This is a genomic window from Amycolatopsis sp. lyj-109, assembly GCF_046548995.1.
In the GTDB taxonomy this organism is placed as follows: domain Bacteria; phylum Actinomycetota; class Actinomycetes; order Mycobacteriales; family Pseudonocardiaceae; genus Amycolatopsis.
In genome coordinates this window covers 404901-421339 of record NZ_JAJPWR010000007.1, presented here as the reverse complement: position 1 = coordinate 421339, position 16439 = coordinate 404901, and the positions used below count along the sequence as shown (strand labels likewise).

The following is a 16439-nucleotide window of genomic DNA, read 5'->3' as shown; positions in this document are numbered from 1 at the left end:
AGTGGGTCATGCTTGTCAGTCTCACGCGCGTCGGCGCGTCTCGGCAGAGGTTCGACAAGGCCTTCGCGGTCCTCGGGGTCAAGCCGGAGGCCATGACCCACGCCTTCGCCCAGGCGGACCTCCGGCTCGGTGGCGAACGGCTGCGGGTGACCGCGGGCGCCCCGGGCCTGTTCGCGATCGAACTGCCGATGAGCTGGCTCGGCACCCGCCCCGCGCGCGACGACGTCTTCACCGAGCTCGCGAGCGTGCTGGCCGAATCGGCGACGATCGCCGAGCGCATCGGCGGGGTGCTGGTGCCCGCGGGTGTCGCCCCGGCACCGCACTCGGCGGTGCCCGGCGGCGACGTGCACGTGCTGGAAGTACTGACTTCGGTCGAGCAGGAAGTGCTGTGCAACCTGTTGCGCAGCTGTGTTCCGGCGCTCATCGCGATGACCGGCCGGGGCGCTGCGGTGAGCGGCGGACGACCGGACCGCATCGGCTCCAGGTGGCTCGCGGGGTCCACGGCGCACCTCGCCACGAGGTTTCTCGCTTCGACGGCAAGCGATCACCTGGACCGCGTCAAAGCCGAGCTGCGGCGCCGGGACGGAGTCGCGCAGCTCGACCGCATGGACATCTCGCCCGTCGAGTTGCCGGACGGCACCCGGGGAGTCGTCGTGCGATGCCTGGAATCGGCGCCGACGCTGGCCACGAGCCGCGCGCAGGCGCTGGTGCTCAGCGCCTTGGCGATGCGTGCCCGCCGGCTGGTGCGCGACGGCCGGCGCGCGGGGCACGAACCCCAGCGATCGCTCGAGGAGAACCGCGCTCGCGCCGTGGCCGACGGATTCCGCGCCCGGTTCGTGGTGGAGGACCGGCGGCGGGGCCGGCCGGACCGACGCCCGGAACCGGGCAGGCTCCCGGCGCGGGATGCGGTGCGGCGGCTGCTGCAGGAGACCGCCGTCGAGTTCCGCAGCCTCGACGCCGGCGTCGACGAGCTGGCGCCCTTTCTGCTCGCGGTCGATCTCGCCGGGCTCGGCCTGCGGAACGCCGCGGCCGAACGGGACCTGCTCACGCAGTGGGCCGGCGCCGGCGACCTGGAGTTCGTCGCACGCTGCCGGGGCGCCCTCACCGATCCGAACGCCGGCGGGCCACTGCTCGCGGAGCTGACGGCCGCCGCGCCCGGCCGGGTATCGGTCGTGCTCGGGGAGTGGCGCCGGACGTTCGCCGACGCCGCGGCCGAGCGCTCGCCGAAGCGGGCAGCCGGCCGCTCCGCGAAAGATCGGCAACAGCCGCGCCGGGACCTGGAGGCCGCCCGATGAGCCAGGACGTCGAACTGGTGCTGGACCTGCGAGAGCTGCGGAATTCTCCCACCGACCAAGAAGGGTTCGCGCGGCTGTGGGCCGATCTCGAGCCGGCGCTGACCGGGCGTGACCTGAGGCGCCGCCCCGTGCACGAACTCGACGGAGCGGACGGCACGGTGCGGCTCGAAGTCGTCAGGTTGCCCTCCGGCACGACGGTCGCCGGGCCGGACACGACGTTCGCGGTCGTCGCCGTGCGGGAGCGTCCGAAGATCCGCTACCGGTGCCGGCACTGCACCGGGAAGTCCGAGTACGCGCCCTTCGTCTGCAAATCCTGTCCATCGGACGACAACGACAACCGCGTGTGCGACCGGCACGTGGTGATCCTCGACGGTGCGCTCGTGGCCACCTGCCGGGACCACCGGCCGTCCTGTCACGGCTGTGGCGAGCCGGCCGAGTTCCGGTGCGCGGGCCGGGCGTGCCGGCGCGAGCGGGCCTGGTGCCGGACGCACCGCCGTCCGCACCCGAGGGATGCGGACCTCGACTTCTGCCCGTCCTGCTACGAAGACGCGTTCCCGCGGTGCGAGAGCCCGTCGTGCACCGACCTCGGCTCCGTCCGCTGTGAGTACTTCACCCGCGACCTCCGCCGGTGCCCCCGGCGGATGTGCACCAGGCACGCGCAACGGTGGCAGGTGTTCGGCGGCGAGCGCGTGGGACTCGGCCGCTGCGCCGCGCACCGGACGGTGAAGGCGGTGCCGCCCGCCGATCTGCTCTTCCAGATCGTCACGGGAGCCGGCCGGCGCCGGCGCAAGGAAAGGTTGCCGAGCCTGTCCGGATTCGGCTACACGCTGCGGAATTGCGAACACGGGAAGCTGGCCCGCGACTATCCGGCCATCGACCGGATCCTCCAGGCGCTGGAGCGGGAAGCCGGCCGCGATCCGGCCACCGCGACGGCGATCACGGAGGCCCGGCCGGGCTGGGACCGGCAGCTGGCCGAGGCCGAGGAGGATCGGCGTGAAGGGGAACGGCTCGTCGAAGAGCTGCGGGGGATCGTCAGCCCGAAGCTCGCGCGGGTGATCCGGCTCGGCGAGTACAAGCGGGCCAGCCAGCGTCGGGAAAATTCGCGCAAGGCCATGCTGTTCGTCGAAGTGCCACCGCACCTCAAGGGTCTCTTCATCGGGCCGAAGGGGAGCAACATCCGGTCCTACCGGGAGCGGCTGAAGGTCGACGTCCAGTTCGAGGGGGGCGACCGATGACGGCCCCGGCTGTCGCCGCCTCGGACACCCACCGGCTGGCCGTGGTTCCGGGTGGGGGTCCCGTTTCGGGCACCCGGATCGGGGTGCCCGAGGGTGCCGGGGCCGGCCCGTGCGTGCTGACCGTCCGATGTGGACAAGGGTGGCTGCGCACCGCCGTGCTCACGACCGAGCTCGCGGAGGTGCCCGCAGAGCACGTGGCCGTCGACGACGACCTCGCCGCGCACTGTGACCTGGACGCCGCCGACCGGCCGCAGTGGCGGCTCGAGCGGGTCGAGCCGGTGCCGATCCGCAAGCTCGTGCTGGAGCTGCCCACCGAACGCGACCCCCGCGACGCGGCCAAGGACGTCGCGCGGGCCGGTCTGGTGGGCGAACTGCTGTGGGTGCCGCGGACCCACCCGGACCTTTCGGTACCGATCGACGGCGTTCCGCACCGCGTCCGCGAACTCGACGTCGGCGGGAAGCACGGCGTCGTCGCCCGGGTCACCCGGAGCACGGTGGTCGAGCTCTACGCACCGGCCGCCCGGGTCGGGGTCGACGTCGTCGTGCTGGCCGACACCAGCGCCTCGATGGCGGTCGAGGACCTGCCCGCCGGGGGCGGCGCGGGCCAGGGAAGCCGGTGGATCACCCGGATGGACGCCCTCCGGGAGTCACTGCTGCAGCTGCTGGAGATCAGGTTGCAGGTCTCCGGCCGGATGTCGCGGTTCGCGTTGCTCGAGTTCGACCGCCGGGTGCGGCACAGTTTCCCCAAGGGCGGCGGGATGGTGCAGTTCGACGCCGGGGCGGACGGCCGGCTGGTGACCGACTTCCGCCAGGCCACCGCCTTGATGCGGCCGTCGGGCGGCACGGACATCGGCAACGCGTTGCACGCCGCGGCCAATCTGCTCTACCAGCACGGCCGTCCGGGCAACGACAAGCTGATCGTGCTCGTCAGCGACGGCGCGAACTGGGTGCCCAAAGGTGAGGACGGGACCGGCGTGGTCGTGCCCACGGTCGACGAGCCGGTGAGCCTGATGGCGCACTTCCAGCGCGATCTCGGGATCCGCCTGCACGCCATCGGCATCAGCACCGTCGAGATGTACCGGAAGCGCGGCGGCGACATGGCGCGGCCGGAACTGGTCCCGAACCACACGCTGCTCGGCGAACTGGTGAAGGTCGGCGGCGGCGATCCGACCACGATCGGTGGCCTCGACGTCGTCGCCGAGTACTTCGGCGGTTTGGGCGGCGGCATCATCCACCGCGTCACCGAGCGGCTCACCGACATGGCGCGGCCCGGGCCCCTGCCGGACCGCACCCGCACCGCGCTGCGGGCGTTGCGGCACGGCGGAGCGGAGGACTGGGACCGGCACCGGGAAGAGCTCAAGATCAGCATCACCGAGCTGGCCGGCCGGTGCGACACCGAGTTCTTGCGTGCGCACGAGCGCACCGTGTGGGTGGACGACCGCTTCATCATGCAGCTGTCCGGCCGCGAGTTCGGTGCGCTGGTGACCGACGCGGCGGGCACGGCCGGCTTCCTCCTCGGTGTGTCGCGCGGGTTGCGACCGCAGCAGAGCGACCCACCCTTCGCGCCGCTCCAGGCCTTCCTCGACGAGCTGGCGGTGATCGGTGAAGGCGGCGGTGCCGACTACGCCCGGGTGGCGGGCTTGTGCGGAGTACCGGCCGACTCGCCCGCCGGTACCCAGGTCGCCGTGATGCGCCGGCTGCACGACGTGCTCGAACAGTTGTACCGGCAGCTCGTCGGGCCGGCGGCTACCCGGGTCTTGCCGCCGCGGGCTGCCGAGCGGCCGCCGGACGCCGCCGTCCGGGCCACGCCGACCTTCGTCTACCGGGAGTGACGCCCGTGGCGGAAGTGATGGCGGAGATGCGGGTCGGGCCGCCGGAGGCCGCCGACCGGTACGTGCTCCGGGAACGGATCAGCGAGGGCGGCGAAGGGGAGGTGTGGCTGGCCGCCACCGCCCGCCGCGACGGCGACACCGAACACCGCTGGGCGGTCAAGGTGCTGCACGCCAAGCACCTCAGCCAGGAGCACTACGAGACACCGGACCAGGCGCTCGGGCGGTGGTACCGCCGCGCGCAGGAGGCCCGGGACGAGACGAGCCAGCTCGTCGTCCCGGGCGTGGTCGGCGCGACCGAAGTGTTCGTCGGTGCCCCGCCGCACGCTCCGGGGTTCGCGGAAGACAGCCGGACGCTCTACGTCGTCTCGCGCTGGATCGACGGTGACGACCTGACCAGGTGGGTGCGCAAGCGCAAGCCGTCCTTCGCCGACATCTGCGAGATCGCGCGGCAGCTCGCCGAGATCATCGACACGATCGGCACGGGCCCGCTCGCCGTCCACCACCGGGACATCTCGCCGTCGAACGTGATGGTGAACGCGGCCGGCCAGGTCCACCTCATCGACTTCACGTTCGTGGTGCCCACCCGGAGCGGTCCGGTCACCCGCGTGGGCACCAGCGGGTTCACCGCACCGGAGGGCAAGGACAAGGGCACCGCGGAGGCGGACCGCTACTCCTTCGGCGCGGTCGTCTACTTCCTGCTCATGGGGCAGGCACCGCAGGAGACCGACGCCGCGTCGACCGGCCGGAACGCGTTGCGCCGGGCCGACTTCCCGGACGCCGTCGCCGGCCACATCGCGGCGCTGCTGGCCACCGATCCGAACGATCGGCCGCGTTCCCTGCGGGCCTGGGCCGCCGCGCTGCGGGCCATGACCGCGGCGGTCGATGCGCAGGCGAAGCGGCCGCGCATCGGTGATCTCGACCTGGCCGTCGACGGGACCGGAACGCCGACCGTCGTCGCGATCGGCGCCGGGGTCAAGCGGGCCAGGCTGGCGGCCGGGTCCTTGTGGACGCTCGTGCCGGACGCGGCCGCCCCCGATTTCCCCGTGGGGGTGCGGGCCGCCGTCGACGGGGCGGGTGCGGCGGTCCAGTTCGTGATCGATCGCTCGGACCGGCTCTGGGTGGGCCGGTCGGCCCGGTGGCACGAAGCGGGCATCGCCGTCGCGGACGGCGGGATCGCCGTCGTCCGGCAGGCGGACGGCGCGGTCACGGCCTTCGTCGTGGACCCGGACGGCATGCTGACGGCGGTCACCGCCGGCGTCGGCGCTCCGGTGCGCCGGATCGAGGAGCGGCGCTACGTGCGGAAGGTGCTGGCGGCCGCGCTGGACTCCGACGGGCGTCCCGCGATCGCCGTGATCACCCCGGACGACGAGCTGGCGGTGACCGGCACCGGCGGTCTCGACCGGCTGCACCCGGGCAGCACGGCCGCCGCGGGCCTGTGCCTCAGCAGCTGGGGTGAACTGCAGTGCCACTGCGTCCTGCGGGGCAGCCGCGAGCTGATCGTCTTCGAGCAGCGGTACGGGGTGTGGAACAAGAAGAGCGCCGTGGAGCTCCCCGGATCCGCGACGGACATCGCGTGCGTCGGCCAGCGCGACGGCGTCACCGTCGCGATCGCCGGTGACGACGGGCTGTGGGTGACGACGTCATCCGACGCGGCCGTGCCCGCGTGGCAGCGGCTGGCCGGGGAACCGAGCCACCGGGTCGCCCTCGGCGTCGGCGCGGCCTGGCGCCTGCGGCTCGCCGCCGTCCTCGGCGGGCACGTGGCCGTCGCCACCGAGGACTTCACCGGATCGTGGCCCGCCGCGCCGCGGAAGATCTAGCAGGAGTTGCCGATGTTCCACGAGTACGTGTACCTCTCGGACGCCAAACTGCGGCAGTTCGTGCCCAGCGAGCCGTCATGGTGGTCGAGGATCAGGGTCCGGAAGTTCGGGGGCAAGGCGCGGATCGCGTCCCTCGAGACGTCGGTCGAGATGGACGTGGCCGATGCCGCGGACACCGAGGTCCGGAAGCTGATCGACCACCTCGGCGAGGACGCCCAGTGGTACCGCCACGACGGGCTGATCCCGGGCACCTGGGTGTTCTTCGAGGGCCGGATCGGTTACCGGTCACTGCCCGGAGGTGCCGCGCTGTTCTGCGAGGCCGGCGGCTGGGACCGGACGTCGACGCGCATCCTGCTGCACGGTTCCGCGAACCACCTGGTGGGCCGGACGGCCGTGGCGGCGCCTGTTCAGCCGGACGGTTCGTACTCGGACATCGACGACGTGCCCTCCGCGCTGCAGTCGGCCGTCGTGAAGTCCGTGCGGCCGGAAGCCGAGCCCGCGTTCTGGGACCGCCTCGGCCGGCGTCGCGCATCGGAGCCGTGGCCGGTGAACCTGGCGGGTCAGGTCGAAGCCGTGTTCCGCCGGGTCGCGTGTACCGACGAGTACTTCGACGCGGCGCCCTATCTGGCCGGCTGCGCCCGGGTCAGCACCGTCGTGCGTCCGGCCGGGCTGCCGTTCGGCGTGGTGCTCGCGTCACCGCTGTTCGTCCGCCACGCGCGCCCGTGAGCGTCGGTCACCGGCTGCGGAACCACTTGCGGATCAGGCTGCCGGTGGTGGCCAGGAGGAACAGGAAGATGCCGGCCCGCCACAGATCGCCGCTGTCGCCCTGGCGGCCCGTGTAAGCGGCCGCGCCGTAGAAGAAGAACGCGGTGTCGAGGACGACGATGCTCAGCACCGACCAGCCGATCCAGGGCCGCCGCCGTGGGGCCGGTACCGGCAAGTACGGGTAGACGTTGGTGGTGTTGTTGATCTGCGGGCCGTTCTGGTTGACGTAACCGGTGGCGCCGGGGCCGAACGTGTTCTGCTGGTTGTTCCGCGGTGCGGTGGGGCGCCGTCGGGGGTGCGGGGTGCTCATCGCCGGCTCCGGTCTTCGCCTTGCGACTGGATGCTGTTCACCTGGTGCCCCTGGTTCACGTAGACGGTGCTCCGGTCCGCGGTGATGTGCTGGACGTTCCGGCCCGGCGGGGACGCCGGGGACGCTGCCGCGTCACCGGGCAGGCTTTCGATCAGCCCGCGCACGTCGGACTCGAAACTGTCGTGCCGCACGTACCGCGGAGCGAGTGCCGGGGGCAGGTCCCCGGGACCGGGCAGCGGGGTGCCGTCGAGGAGGACCGGCACGACGGGGATGCGGTGTTCGAACGCCGTCCGCAACTCGGTGCGGACCCGGTCACCGGGGTCGTCGAGCCACCGCGGACCGATCAGCGCCAGCACGACATCGCTCCGCCGCACCGAATCGCTGAGCACGTTCTCGCTGCCGAACTGCCGGGCGAGCCGATCCGCGATCGCGGTGGCGACCGGGAGGCTGTCACCGATCCGGTGACTGATGAACAGTTTTGGCACGGTACGCCCCTCATGCGCTCGGCAAGCTCGTTCGGGCGGGTCGTCGGAACTGGCCGGCCATATGTTACAAGGCGGCTTTCCGCTAATCACGCCGGTGTGCACCCGAGTCCTGAGTGGACAATTTCTGGACAGATCCGCGATTTTCGCCGTCTCCGGCCCGGATGGCTGATTTGTTGTCCGGGCTGCCGTAACGACCGGCCGGTCATCCCGATAACTCACCCGTGGCCGAGCGGGCGGCCGGTGAATCGGAGGGAAGGGGCTTCGGGTGACGCTGACCATCGAGCACGCCGATCTCGGCAAGCTGGGCGGGCAGCTCGGCCGTGGCGGTCAGGCGGTGGTGCTGGAGGCGCCGGAGGTGACGCTGCCCGGGGTGCCGGGACCGCTGGTCTACAAGCAGTACAAGAAACCTCCGAACTCCGGCGACGAGCTGCGCAAGATCGTCGCGCAGCGGGACAAGCTGTCCGCCGTGGACCGTGCCCGGCTCGACGGGTGCACCACCTGGCCCCTCCGGGTGGTGGAGCGCGCGGGCGTGCCGTGCGGGGTGCTGATGCGCCGGATACCGCCGGAATTCGGGGAACAGGTCAAAGAAATCCATACCGGGAACACGAAGTGGAAGCCTTGCGAGGTACAGTTCCTGTTCGTCGATACCGCTCTTCTCGGTGGTCCTCTCGTCGGCAGGCGGGTGCCGACCTGGGAACAGCGGCTGACGATCTGCCGCGACTTTGCCGGGATGCTTGATTTCTACCACGAACGCGTGAACGCGGTATTCGGCGACATCAACCCGAAGAACGAACTCTACCGGCTCGACGACACGCCTTCGGTGATGTTCATCGACTGTGACGGTGTGCGGCTGATGAGCCAGGGCGCCAGCAACGTCCAGCTCAACGTCGACGATTGGCGCCCGCCGGAAGGTGGATCGCTCAACCGGCTCACCGACCGGTACAAGTTCGGGTTGTTCGTCCGCCGATCCCTGCTGCCGGGTGCGCGGGCGTCCATCGCGACCGATCCCGGCGCCATGGCCGGCGTGCTCGACGCGGAGGGGGCGGATCTGCTCACCAGGGCGATCGCCAAGGGCGCGGATCCGCGGCAGCGTCCGTCTCCGTACGAATGGTGGCGGTACTTCAGCATCCTGCTCGGTGACGTTCTCGACCCGCCGTCCCTGACGCAGGCTTATGTCGACCGCCCGTTCGTCGCCGAGGGACTGGCGGTCCAGTTGCACTGGCAGGCGACCGACGCGGTCAGCCTCGACATCGTCGCCAACGGCCGGACCACCTCGATCGACGCCCGGCAAGGTGGCGGTGTCGTGCCGCTGTGGCTCGACCGCACGTCCCACGTGACCGTGACAGCGGTGAATCCGATGGGTGCCGACACGCGCGTCCTGGACCCGGTGGCCGTCATCCCGCCGCCGAGCGTGCTCGGCACCCCGGTCGCGATGCCGGAACTGCCGCGAGTGGCCGAGCTCACCGGTGCGCTGCCGCGGCCGGCCCTGCCCCAGTTGCCGGACGTCGTGCTGCCGGAGCCGTTCGATCCGCTCGCTGCGATGGCGTCCCCCGCCAGACCCTTCGGCTGGCCGGACTTCGAGATCGCCGGTTTTCCCTTCGATCTCGACGAGCTGCTTCTCGGTGGCCCTTCACTCGTCGAAGAGCTGCTCACCGACTCTGAGGAAACGACATGAAACTGCGTCTCGCGCTGGCCGCACTGGCCGGCGCCCGACCGGAAATCCTGAAGAAGGCCCCGGGCGATCTCACCAAGCACGCCGTCATGGGCGGTGTCCTGCTGAGCACCGCGAGCCTGGCCGGGGTGGCGGCGTTCTTCGCGCTGTCCAGCACCCTGGAGCTGCCGTGGTGGATCGCCCTGCCGAGTGCGCTGGCGTGGTTCGTGATCGTGCTGAACCTGGACCGGTTGCTGGTCGTCACGCTGAACGCCGCGTCGGGGTGGCGGGCGTTCGCCGTCGCCGTGCCGCGCATGGCGATGGCGGTGGTCATCGGCGCGGTGGTCGCCACCCCGCTGGTGCTGCGGATCTTCCAGCCGGAGATCAACGCCGAGCTGGAGAACATGCGCTTCGAGGCCGCCGCCCAGGTGCAGGTGAAGGTGAAGGACGCCTACCGGCAGGTCGACGACCTCGAGAAGCAGGAACGCGGCCTTCGGGACGCCATCGAGGGGCGCAACGGCGCCGCGGTGTCGGCCGACCCGGACGTCAAGACCGCGCAAGCCACCTACGACAAGGCGCAGGAAACCTACCTGCAAGCCGACCGGGAGGCCCAGTGCGAACTCGACGGCACCTGCGGGACGAAACGACCGGGCGAGGGAGATTCCTACCGCGCCAAGCGCGCCGCCGCCGATCGGGCGCTCGAAGCGCGTGACGACGCCAAACGCAAGCTCGACGCCAAGGTCGACGAAGTCACCACCCGTACTCGGAACGGTTCTTCGGCAGCTGCCGAAGAAGCGAAGAAGAAGATCGGTGCGGTGCAGACGGACCTGGTCAACGCCCAGGAACGCAAGCGGAAGGCGGAGAAGCAGGCGCTGGACGCCCAGGAACTGAACAAGGGACTGCTCGCCCGCCTGGAAGCGCTGGACCGGATCACCGACGGTCATCCGTCGGCGACGACCGCGCGGCTCGCGCTCACCGCGTTGTTCTTCTTGATCGAAGTTCTGCCGGTGCTCACGAAGCTGCTGATGATGTTCGGCAAGCCGACGCTCTACGACAGCCTGCTGACCCGCATCGACAGCGACGACGATCACCGGGACCAGGTGCGGTCCGAGGCCCGGCGCCAGGCGGCCGAAAACGAGGCGGACGCCTCCGTGCTGCTGGCCAAGCAGAAGTCCGACGCCCAGGTGCGGACCGCGCAGGCCACCATCGACGAGCTCGTCGACCAGCAGTCGCGGATCGCCATGGACGCCGTCCGCACCTGGGCGGAGGTGGCGAAGCTGCGCGCCGACGAGCAGCTCGACGAGTGGTACCGCAACCACGTCGGGCCGCACGTCCGCCCCGGCCGGCAGCCCGCCCCCGCGGCGTCCGTCACGTTGCCGGCCTTCACCCCGTCGATGCCGGGCCCGTCGGACGTGACGATGCCGCTGCCCGTCTACCCACCGGCGAACGGGTCGAGTCCCGTCTCGCACAACTCGCAACCGTGAACCCCTGATCGGAAAGGACGACGATGGAAAACGAGAAGGGCAAGCTTCTCCCGTTCTACCTGGTGGTCGACGCTTCGTGGTCGATGCAGGGCGTGAAGATGGCCACGGCCAACCGGATCATGCCCCGAGTCCAGCAGGCGGTCGCCGATGCGCCCATCCTGTCGGACAAGGTGCGGTTCGCCGTGATCGACTTCGCCGATGACGCCAAGGTGGTGCTTCAGTTGTGCGACGTGCTCGAGGTCGGTACGAAGCTGCCCAACCTCTCGCCTCGCGGTGGCACCTCGTTCGCTGCTGCGTTCCGGCTGCTGCGCACCCAGATCGCGACCGACGTCAAGCAGCTCAAGGCAGACGGGTACGCGGTGCACCGGCCCGCCGTGTTCTTCATCAGTGACGGCGAGCCCACTGATCAGGAAAGCCAGTGGAGGTCCGCCTTCGCGGAACTGACCGAGTACGACAAGGGCACGCTCACCGGCTTCTCGATGTACCCGAACGTCGTCCCCTTCGGCGTGGACGACGCCAACCCCGGAACGTTGAAGGAACTCATCCACCCGACTACCGGGAACAAGCCCATGCGCATGTTCCTGCACGTGGACGGTGATCCGGGAGCGGCGATCGCGTCGATGGCGGAGGTGCTCATCTCCAGCGTGCTCGCCTCGGGCGAAAGCATGGCCCTGGGCGACTCGGGGATCATCCTCCCGCCCGACGAGGACCTGCCTCCGGGCCTCGCCTCCTACACCGCCGACGACGACTTCGTGTGATGTCGACTGTGCAATCGAACTGGGACGGGCTGCCGGTCGTCGGGTACCCGGACGCCGACGGCGTGCCGACCGACGTCTTCCCCCTGCCGGCCGAGGTTCCGGTCGACATCCCGGAAGTTCCGGGTCGGCACCGTGCCGAGCACTTCGAAAGCGAACCGCCTGCTTGGGCCGGGCAGTACCTGCCGTACTCCGTGGGTGAACCCGGCCGTGCGGCCACGGAAGTCGTTTCGGTGCCGGATCCGGAGAACTGGCACCGCCGTGACTCCGTCATCGACGGGTTCGTGGTGCGTCCGGAGGGCGGGCCGCCGCTGGCCGAGGTGCGCGCGGCGAGCCTGCGCGGGCTTTCGCACCGTGCCTACGGCCGGACCCGCCAGGACGAGTACGCCTACCAGCTCACGCCCGACGGACGCCACCTGGTGCTGTGCGTCGCCGACGGGCTGTCTTCGGGGTCCTGGTCGCACTACGCCGCCGAGGTGGCCGCCCGGACCGGCGTGACGCTGCTCGTGAACGCCCTCGCGCACACCGAGCCGGCCGAGCTCGACTGGGATCGGCTGATGCGCGAAGTCGCGGGGCACATCGTGGCGTTCGCGCGCAAGCGGGTGCCCGGTGGCGCCGAGCTGGAGGTGTCCGAGGTGGCCGAGTGGATGTCCACCACGGCTGTCTACGCGGTGGCGGCGCTCGGCGACGAGGTGATGGACGTGCACGTGGGGTCCGTGGGCGACAGCTCGGCCTGGGTGCTGGCCGAGCCCGGCTGGGTACCGATGGCCGATGTGAAGAACGCCGACGCCGACGTGCACAGTTCCGCGGTCGGTGCGCTTCCGCTGGTGCCCGCCCAGCCGGTCGTCCGGCGGCACGCGCAGGTCGCTCCCGGCGAGGTGCTGGTGCTGATGAGCGACGGTGTCGGCGATCCGCTGCACAACGGAACGGGCGAAGTCGGCCGGTTCCTGGCGCACTCGTGGCGAAACCCGCCCGACGATCTGGCGTTCGCGGCGCAGGTCGGCTTCCACAAGCGCAGCTACGACGACGATCGGACGGTCGTGGCGGTCTGGCCGCTCCCGCGGCTCCCGCGGTGACGGAGGTGCCCGGGCGCCGTCTCGGCATCCTGGGCCCACCCGGAAACTGCGTCTGGTGCGGCCGCCGCCCGGTCGCCGCGTACGAGATGTCGATGCACGGGGAGATCACGTGTGCCGGCCACGGCGTGGCCGAGCGCTGCGGCCTGTGCACGCGGCCGAGGTCACCGGGCCCCGGGTGGAGCCGGCTCTCCGGTTCCGGGGTGCGGTGCCCCACCTGCGCGGCCGATGCGGTCGACACCCAGGAACGAGCCCGCAGGTACATCCCGCGGGTGCGCGAGCAGCTGACGGCGCTCGGGATCGAACTGGACCAGCGCGTCCGGGTCCGGCTCGTCGACGTCATCCACCTGCCGGACGGCGCCGCGGCCACGGGACTGACCCACGGGTGGGAGCATTCGAGGACGGTCGCGGGCATCGAGGTGGTCCGCGGGCTCACGAGTGTCCACTTCGGAGCCACGGTCGCCCACGAGATCGGGCACGCGTGGCTGATCCAGCGAGGCGCCCCGGTCACCGACCCGGTCCTGCTCGAAGGCGTGTGCGAGGTCTTCGCCTCGGCGTGGCTGAAACGGCAGCCCGGCAGGCTGCCTCAGGCACTCCGTGAAGCGATGGCGGCCGACCCCGACGACGTCTACGGCGCGGGTTACCGGCTGGTGCGGGACGCGGTGGCGCGGTCGGGAATTCATGCCGTGTTGCAGGAGCTTTGCCGGTCGGGAAGGTTGCCGTGACGAGCACTAGATGTGACCGCCGGCGTGCGCCCTTTGCGTCCTGTCGAAGACGAAGTACTTGATCCCGTACCGGTCTGCGAGTGTCTCCGAGATCGCCACCGCGGACCGCAGGCGTGCCTCGGCGCTACCACTGAACCTCACACCACGGGCGTCGGCATCGGACAGTTTGACCTGGTAATAGTCACCACGCTGCTTCACGCCGCTCTCACCGCGATCGCGTATCGCCGAACCGCGCGCTACGGCGTCTTCGAATGCGTTCAGCTGCGCACCCGTGCAAGCCTTGGCGAGTTTGACCCGGTCCACCCGGCCGTAGCACTTACTTGCGAACCTGGTGTACACCACGCTCCGATAGATCAGGGTGGGTTCCTCACCGGTGCGCCCGTCCTCGTCGGGATCGCGTTTGGGTACCGGGTCCGCCGTGGTCGCCGACGGACCGCCCTTCTCGTCCTCGACCTGCGGGGCACGGCGTGCCCAGCGTGCCCAGCGTTCCCGCGTCAGCAGCTGGTGGTGGTTCTCGACCGGCTTGGCCGCTTTGGTGGCGCGTTCGTTCCGGCGGGCCGTGTCCGCCTCTCGGGCGACGTCCACCGCGTCGGCCAGCACCATCAGTGCCTCGAGCAAGTCACCGGCGCGGACGATACCGGCGTGGCAGGCTCCCTGGTACTTGATCGAGAGATTGGGCTGCTGAGCGAGGGCGGCGTGCAAGGTGACAAGGGCCTCCCATTCCGCCTGTGCCAGCGCCCGCTGCACGTAGCGCAGCGACGACACGGGCGCATCGGCCCTGCTCGGCCTGCCGCGGCCCTGGCCGAGTGCGGCGTCCAGCTTCTGAAGTTCCTCGGCCAGGCGGCGCGCGAGCGTCTTGAACTTGCGAGTCAGCGATTCCTTCGCCTCCTTCCTCAGCCACTGCCGTAGGAACTCGCCGGTCTCCAGATACTCGTCACCCCCGGCGCCCGGAACAAGAGACGACAACGCCGCGTCGAAATAGACGTCACCCTCTTCATCGACGGTGCCGAGTTCTATTTCCATCGCCCGCTCGATCTCGGTGCGCCTCTCCTTGGCCGCGACCGCGCCGATCCCGGCGGCGTCCGACCGTTCCAACGCCGTCAGGTACGACTCGAGGAACGACAGGTGGTTGAACCCGGTCGAGTAGACCAGCTCAACCACGTCGCCGATGAAGTCGACGCTCCCGGCCAGACCGAACTTCTGGCCGAGGGCCAGCAGGATGTCGGCGTTGGCCGCGTGGTCTTTGCCGGGCACGTGTACCCGTGCGACCGCACGCCAGAACGCCGGCCAGAACGCCTGCGCACCCAAACTCCTCGCCAGCTCCACGATCCCGAACAGCGTGAGCCGGCGAACTCCGCGCAACTCCACCACCCAGAACGCAAGCATGTTTTCCGGACTCCACGTGCCGTACCGTTCGGCAACGGCTCCGTGGATCCAGTCTCGATGAGCCCTGCTCGCCGCACGCAATCCCACGAAGTCGCGCCAGCTGAGACGCGAGAGCGTTTCCCACGACAACTCAGGAGGCAGCACCGTCAAAAAGGACTGCCGCTGCACCACCACGGACCCCGTCCGCCCCGCCACCTCGCCCAGCACCCCGGCGACGGCCCGATTTCCCGCCGCACGCTGCTGCGCCAGAATTGCGGCCGGAACCGCCCCGACACCAGTCCCACGCCGGGCTCGACCAACCTCGGTGTCGCCGGTATGAATGTGACGGGCCACGTCACGCCGCGCATGACTCATCCATCCGGTATACCCGGCCGATCCCGACCACAGAAAGCCCCCAATCGAGGGACCCGCAACGAGCTTCCCGAATCATATCGCCCGTTCACCTTTGGGCTTAATTCGCCGAGGTGGTGAAAAAAGACGGGCCGCCTCTTGGATGGCTGCGTACGAGACGCGTTCTTGTTCCAGCCGCACGGAGCTGCCCAGCACATCTTCCACGAGGTCGGTGTAGAGGCTCGCCTCCTCCGGGAGCAGCGCCTCGAGGTGTTCGCTGGTGGGGGTGGGCTCGGAGACCCACTGTCCTTCGTGGTCCGAGAGAGTGACCCGGTCCATGAGCATGGACCGGGCGCCTTCGAACGAGCGGCGCACTCTGTTGAGGATCGCGAAGCCGTGCGTGTCGATATCGCCCCAGTAGACGAGGTTCTTGCCGGCCAGCCACTCGAGCGGCTGCAGCCGGGACGCCGCATATCCCTCGCCGAAGATGACGATCGCGTTCTCGGCGGGCGGGAACGCCAGATAGGTGATTTCGTTCTCCACGACGAACACCGTGCGCTCCGCGGGCGGCACGGCGGCCAGCTCGGGCACCCGGACGGTGAGCTCGCTGAATCCGTGACCGTCGGACAAGCGGCGGAACCGGACGTAAGCGGGTTTCTTCCGGAAGAAGTATCGGCCGGCGAAGTCCGCTGGTGGACAAGTTCGGTCCACGCGGTGTTCCGGGAGCAGAACATCCAGCAACGCGGCCAGCACGGCGCGGTGCCGCTCGATGAACTTGGTGTCGACGCCGGGTACGTCGATCTGCCGGACGTACATGTCAGGACGCGCGTGTGCGTCGATCCACCTGGCGGTGTCGAGGAGCCGTGGCCATTCACCCTGGTGCTTGAGGACCTCCATCGGTCTGCCGGACATCCAGTCGGCGATGACCGGAGCTCGGGACCGCGTCGCCTCCAGGAGCGTGGTGAACGTCCGCACCGCCGGCTGCACCCCGAGGAAAGCCCACAGCTGCTCGTAGGAGTCGATCCAGACCCGGCCCGGGATCTCGTTCGTTCCGGCGACCCGGCCGCCGACCGTTCTCGTCTCGACCCGGAGATGCCGGAGCCGGTGCCACTGCTCGATCCAAGCACGCACCTGCTCGAGGTGCGCGGCGGTGTCCTGCGCGCTCGGACCGCGCAGCCCGATCGCCACCGGTTCCCACGGGGTTCCGGCGGCGAGCTGGGCCAGGAACTCACCACGATCCCAACGCCGCCGCAGCCTGTCCAGCACATCGCCGGGAACGGTCCAGCCGGTCGGCAC

At 70.4% G+C, this 16439-nt stretch carries 14 protein-coding genes; 10 read left to right on the top strand and 4 right to left on the bottom strand.

Features of this window, described 5'->3' with window-relative positions; all coding sequences use genetic code 11:
• Nucleotides 1-8 precede the first annotated feature (8 nt).
• Genes ACLJQF_RS18935 through ACLJQF_RS18915 form a run of 5 tightly spaced genes read left to right on the top strand, consistent with a single transcriptional unit; the run spans nt 9 to nt 6905 of the window.
• Nucleotides 9-1295 (top strand): hypothetical protein, encoded by a 1287-nt coding sequence (locus ACLJQF_RS18935; RefSeq protein ID WP_410610288.1) that lies wholly within the window; start codon nt 9-11, stop codon nt 1293-1295.
• On the top strand, nt 1292-2530 hold the full coding sequence (locus ACLJQF_RS18930; RefSeq protein WP_410610286.1) for a KH domain-containing protein: 1239 nt from the start codon (nt 1292-1294) through the stop codon (nt 2528-2530). Before ACLJQF_RS18935 ends, ACLJQF_RS18930 begins: the two co-directional genes overlap by 4 nt.
• Entirely contained in the window at nt 2527-4362 is a 1836-nt protein-coding gene (locus tag ACLJQF_RS18925; protein ID WP_410610284.1) for a vWA domain-containing protein, read from the top strand. Before ACLJQF_RS18930 ends, ACLJQF_RS18925 begins: the two co-directional genes overlap by 4 nt.
• A 5-nt stretch (nt 4363-4367) precedes the next feature.
• A complete protein-coding gene (locus ACLJQF_RS18920) occupies nt 4368-6179 on the top strand; it encodes a serine/threonine protein kinase (RefSeq protein ID WP_410610283.1) in 1812 nt (603 codons plus the stop codon).
• 12 nt (nt 6180-6191) lie between these two features.
• The gene (locus ACLJQF_RS18915) at nt 6192-6905 is read left to right on the top strand and encodes an SAVMC3_10250 family protein (protein ID WP_410610281.1); all 714 of its coding nucleotides are present in this window, start codon (nt 6192-6194) and stop codon (nt 6903-6905) included.
• Nucleotides 6906-6912: 7 nt separating this feature from the next.
• Here the strand turns inward: ACLJQF_RS18915 and ACLJQF_RS18910 are convergent, their stop codons facing one another.
• Nucleotides 6913-7254: a hypothetical protein gene (locus ACLJQF_RS18910; RefSeq protein ID WP_410610279.1), complete on the bottom strand. Its 342-nt coding sequence runs from the start codon at nt 7252-7254 to the stop codon at nt 6913-6915.
• Entirely contained in the window at nt 7251-7739 is a 489-nt protein-coding gene (locus ACLJQF_RS18905) for a hypothetical protein (protein ID WP_410610277.1), read from the bottom strand. The genes ACLJQF_RS18910 and ACLJQF_RS18905 overlap by 4 nt, the downstream gene beginning before the upstream one ends.
• Nucleotides 7740-8004: 265 nt before the next feature.
• On the opposite strand from ACLJQF_RS18905, the gene ACLJQF_RS18900 reads away from it, so the two are divergent.
• From ACLJQF_RS18900 to ACLJQF_RS18880, 5 genes are read left to right on the top strand one after another with little or no spacing between them, the layout of a single operon-like run.
• On the top strand, nt 8005-9414 hold the full coding sequence (locus ACLJQF_RS18900; protein WP_410610276.1) for a hypothetical protein: 1410 nt from the start codon (nt 8005-8007) through the stop codon (nt 9412-9414).
• Nucleotides 9411-10874, top strand: a complete 1464-nt coding sequence (locus ACLJQF_RS18895) for a DUF4407 domain-containing protein (RefSeq protein WP_410610274.1) — start codon at nt 9411-9413, stop codon at nt 10872-10874. Before ACLJQF_RS18900 ends, ACLJQF_RS18895 begins: the two co-directional genes overlap by 4 nt.
• Before the next feature lie 23 nt (nt 10875-10897).
• Nucleotides 10898-11632: a vWA domain-containing protein gene (locus ACLJQF_RS18890; RefSeq protein WP_410610272.1), complete on the top strand. Its 735-nt coding sequence runs from the start codon at nt 10898-10900 to the stop codon at nt 11630-11632.
• A complete protein-coding gene (locus ACLJQF_RS18885) occupies nt 11632-12705 on the top strand; it encodes a PP2C family serine/threonine-protein phosphatase (protein WP_410610271.1) in 1074 nt (357 codons plus the stop codon). The genes ACLJQF_RS18890 and ACLJQF_RS18885 overlap by 1 nt, the downstream gene beginning before the upstream one ends.
• 5 nt (nt 12706-12710) lie before the next feature.
• A complete protein-coding gene (locus tag ACLJQF_RS18880; protein WP_410610270.1) occupies nt 12711-13427 on the top strand; it encodes a protein DA1 in 717 nt (238 codons plus the stop codon).
• A gap of 6 nt (nt 13428-13433) precedes the next feature.
• Here ACLJQF_RS18880 and ACLJQF_RS18875 read toward each other — a convergent pair whose 3' ends face one another.
• A complete protein-coding gene (locus ACLJQF_RS18875; protein ID WP_410610269.1) occupies nt 13434-15167 on the bottom strand; it encodes a hypothetical protein in 1734 nt (577 codons plus the stop codon).
• Between the two features lie 72 nt (nt 15168-15239).
• Nucleotides 15240-16439, bottom strand: coding sequence for a DUF3322 domain-containing protein (locus ACLJQF_RS18870; protein WP_410610267.1), 1200 nt, complete (start codon nt 16437-16439; stop codon nt 15240-15242).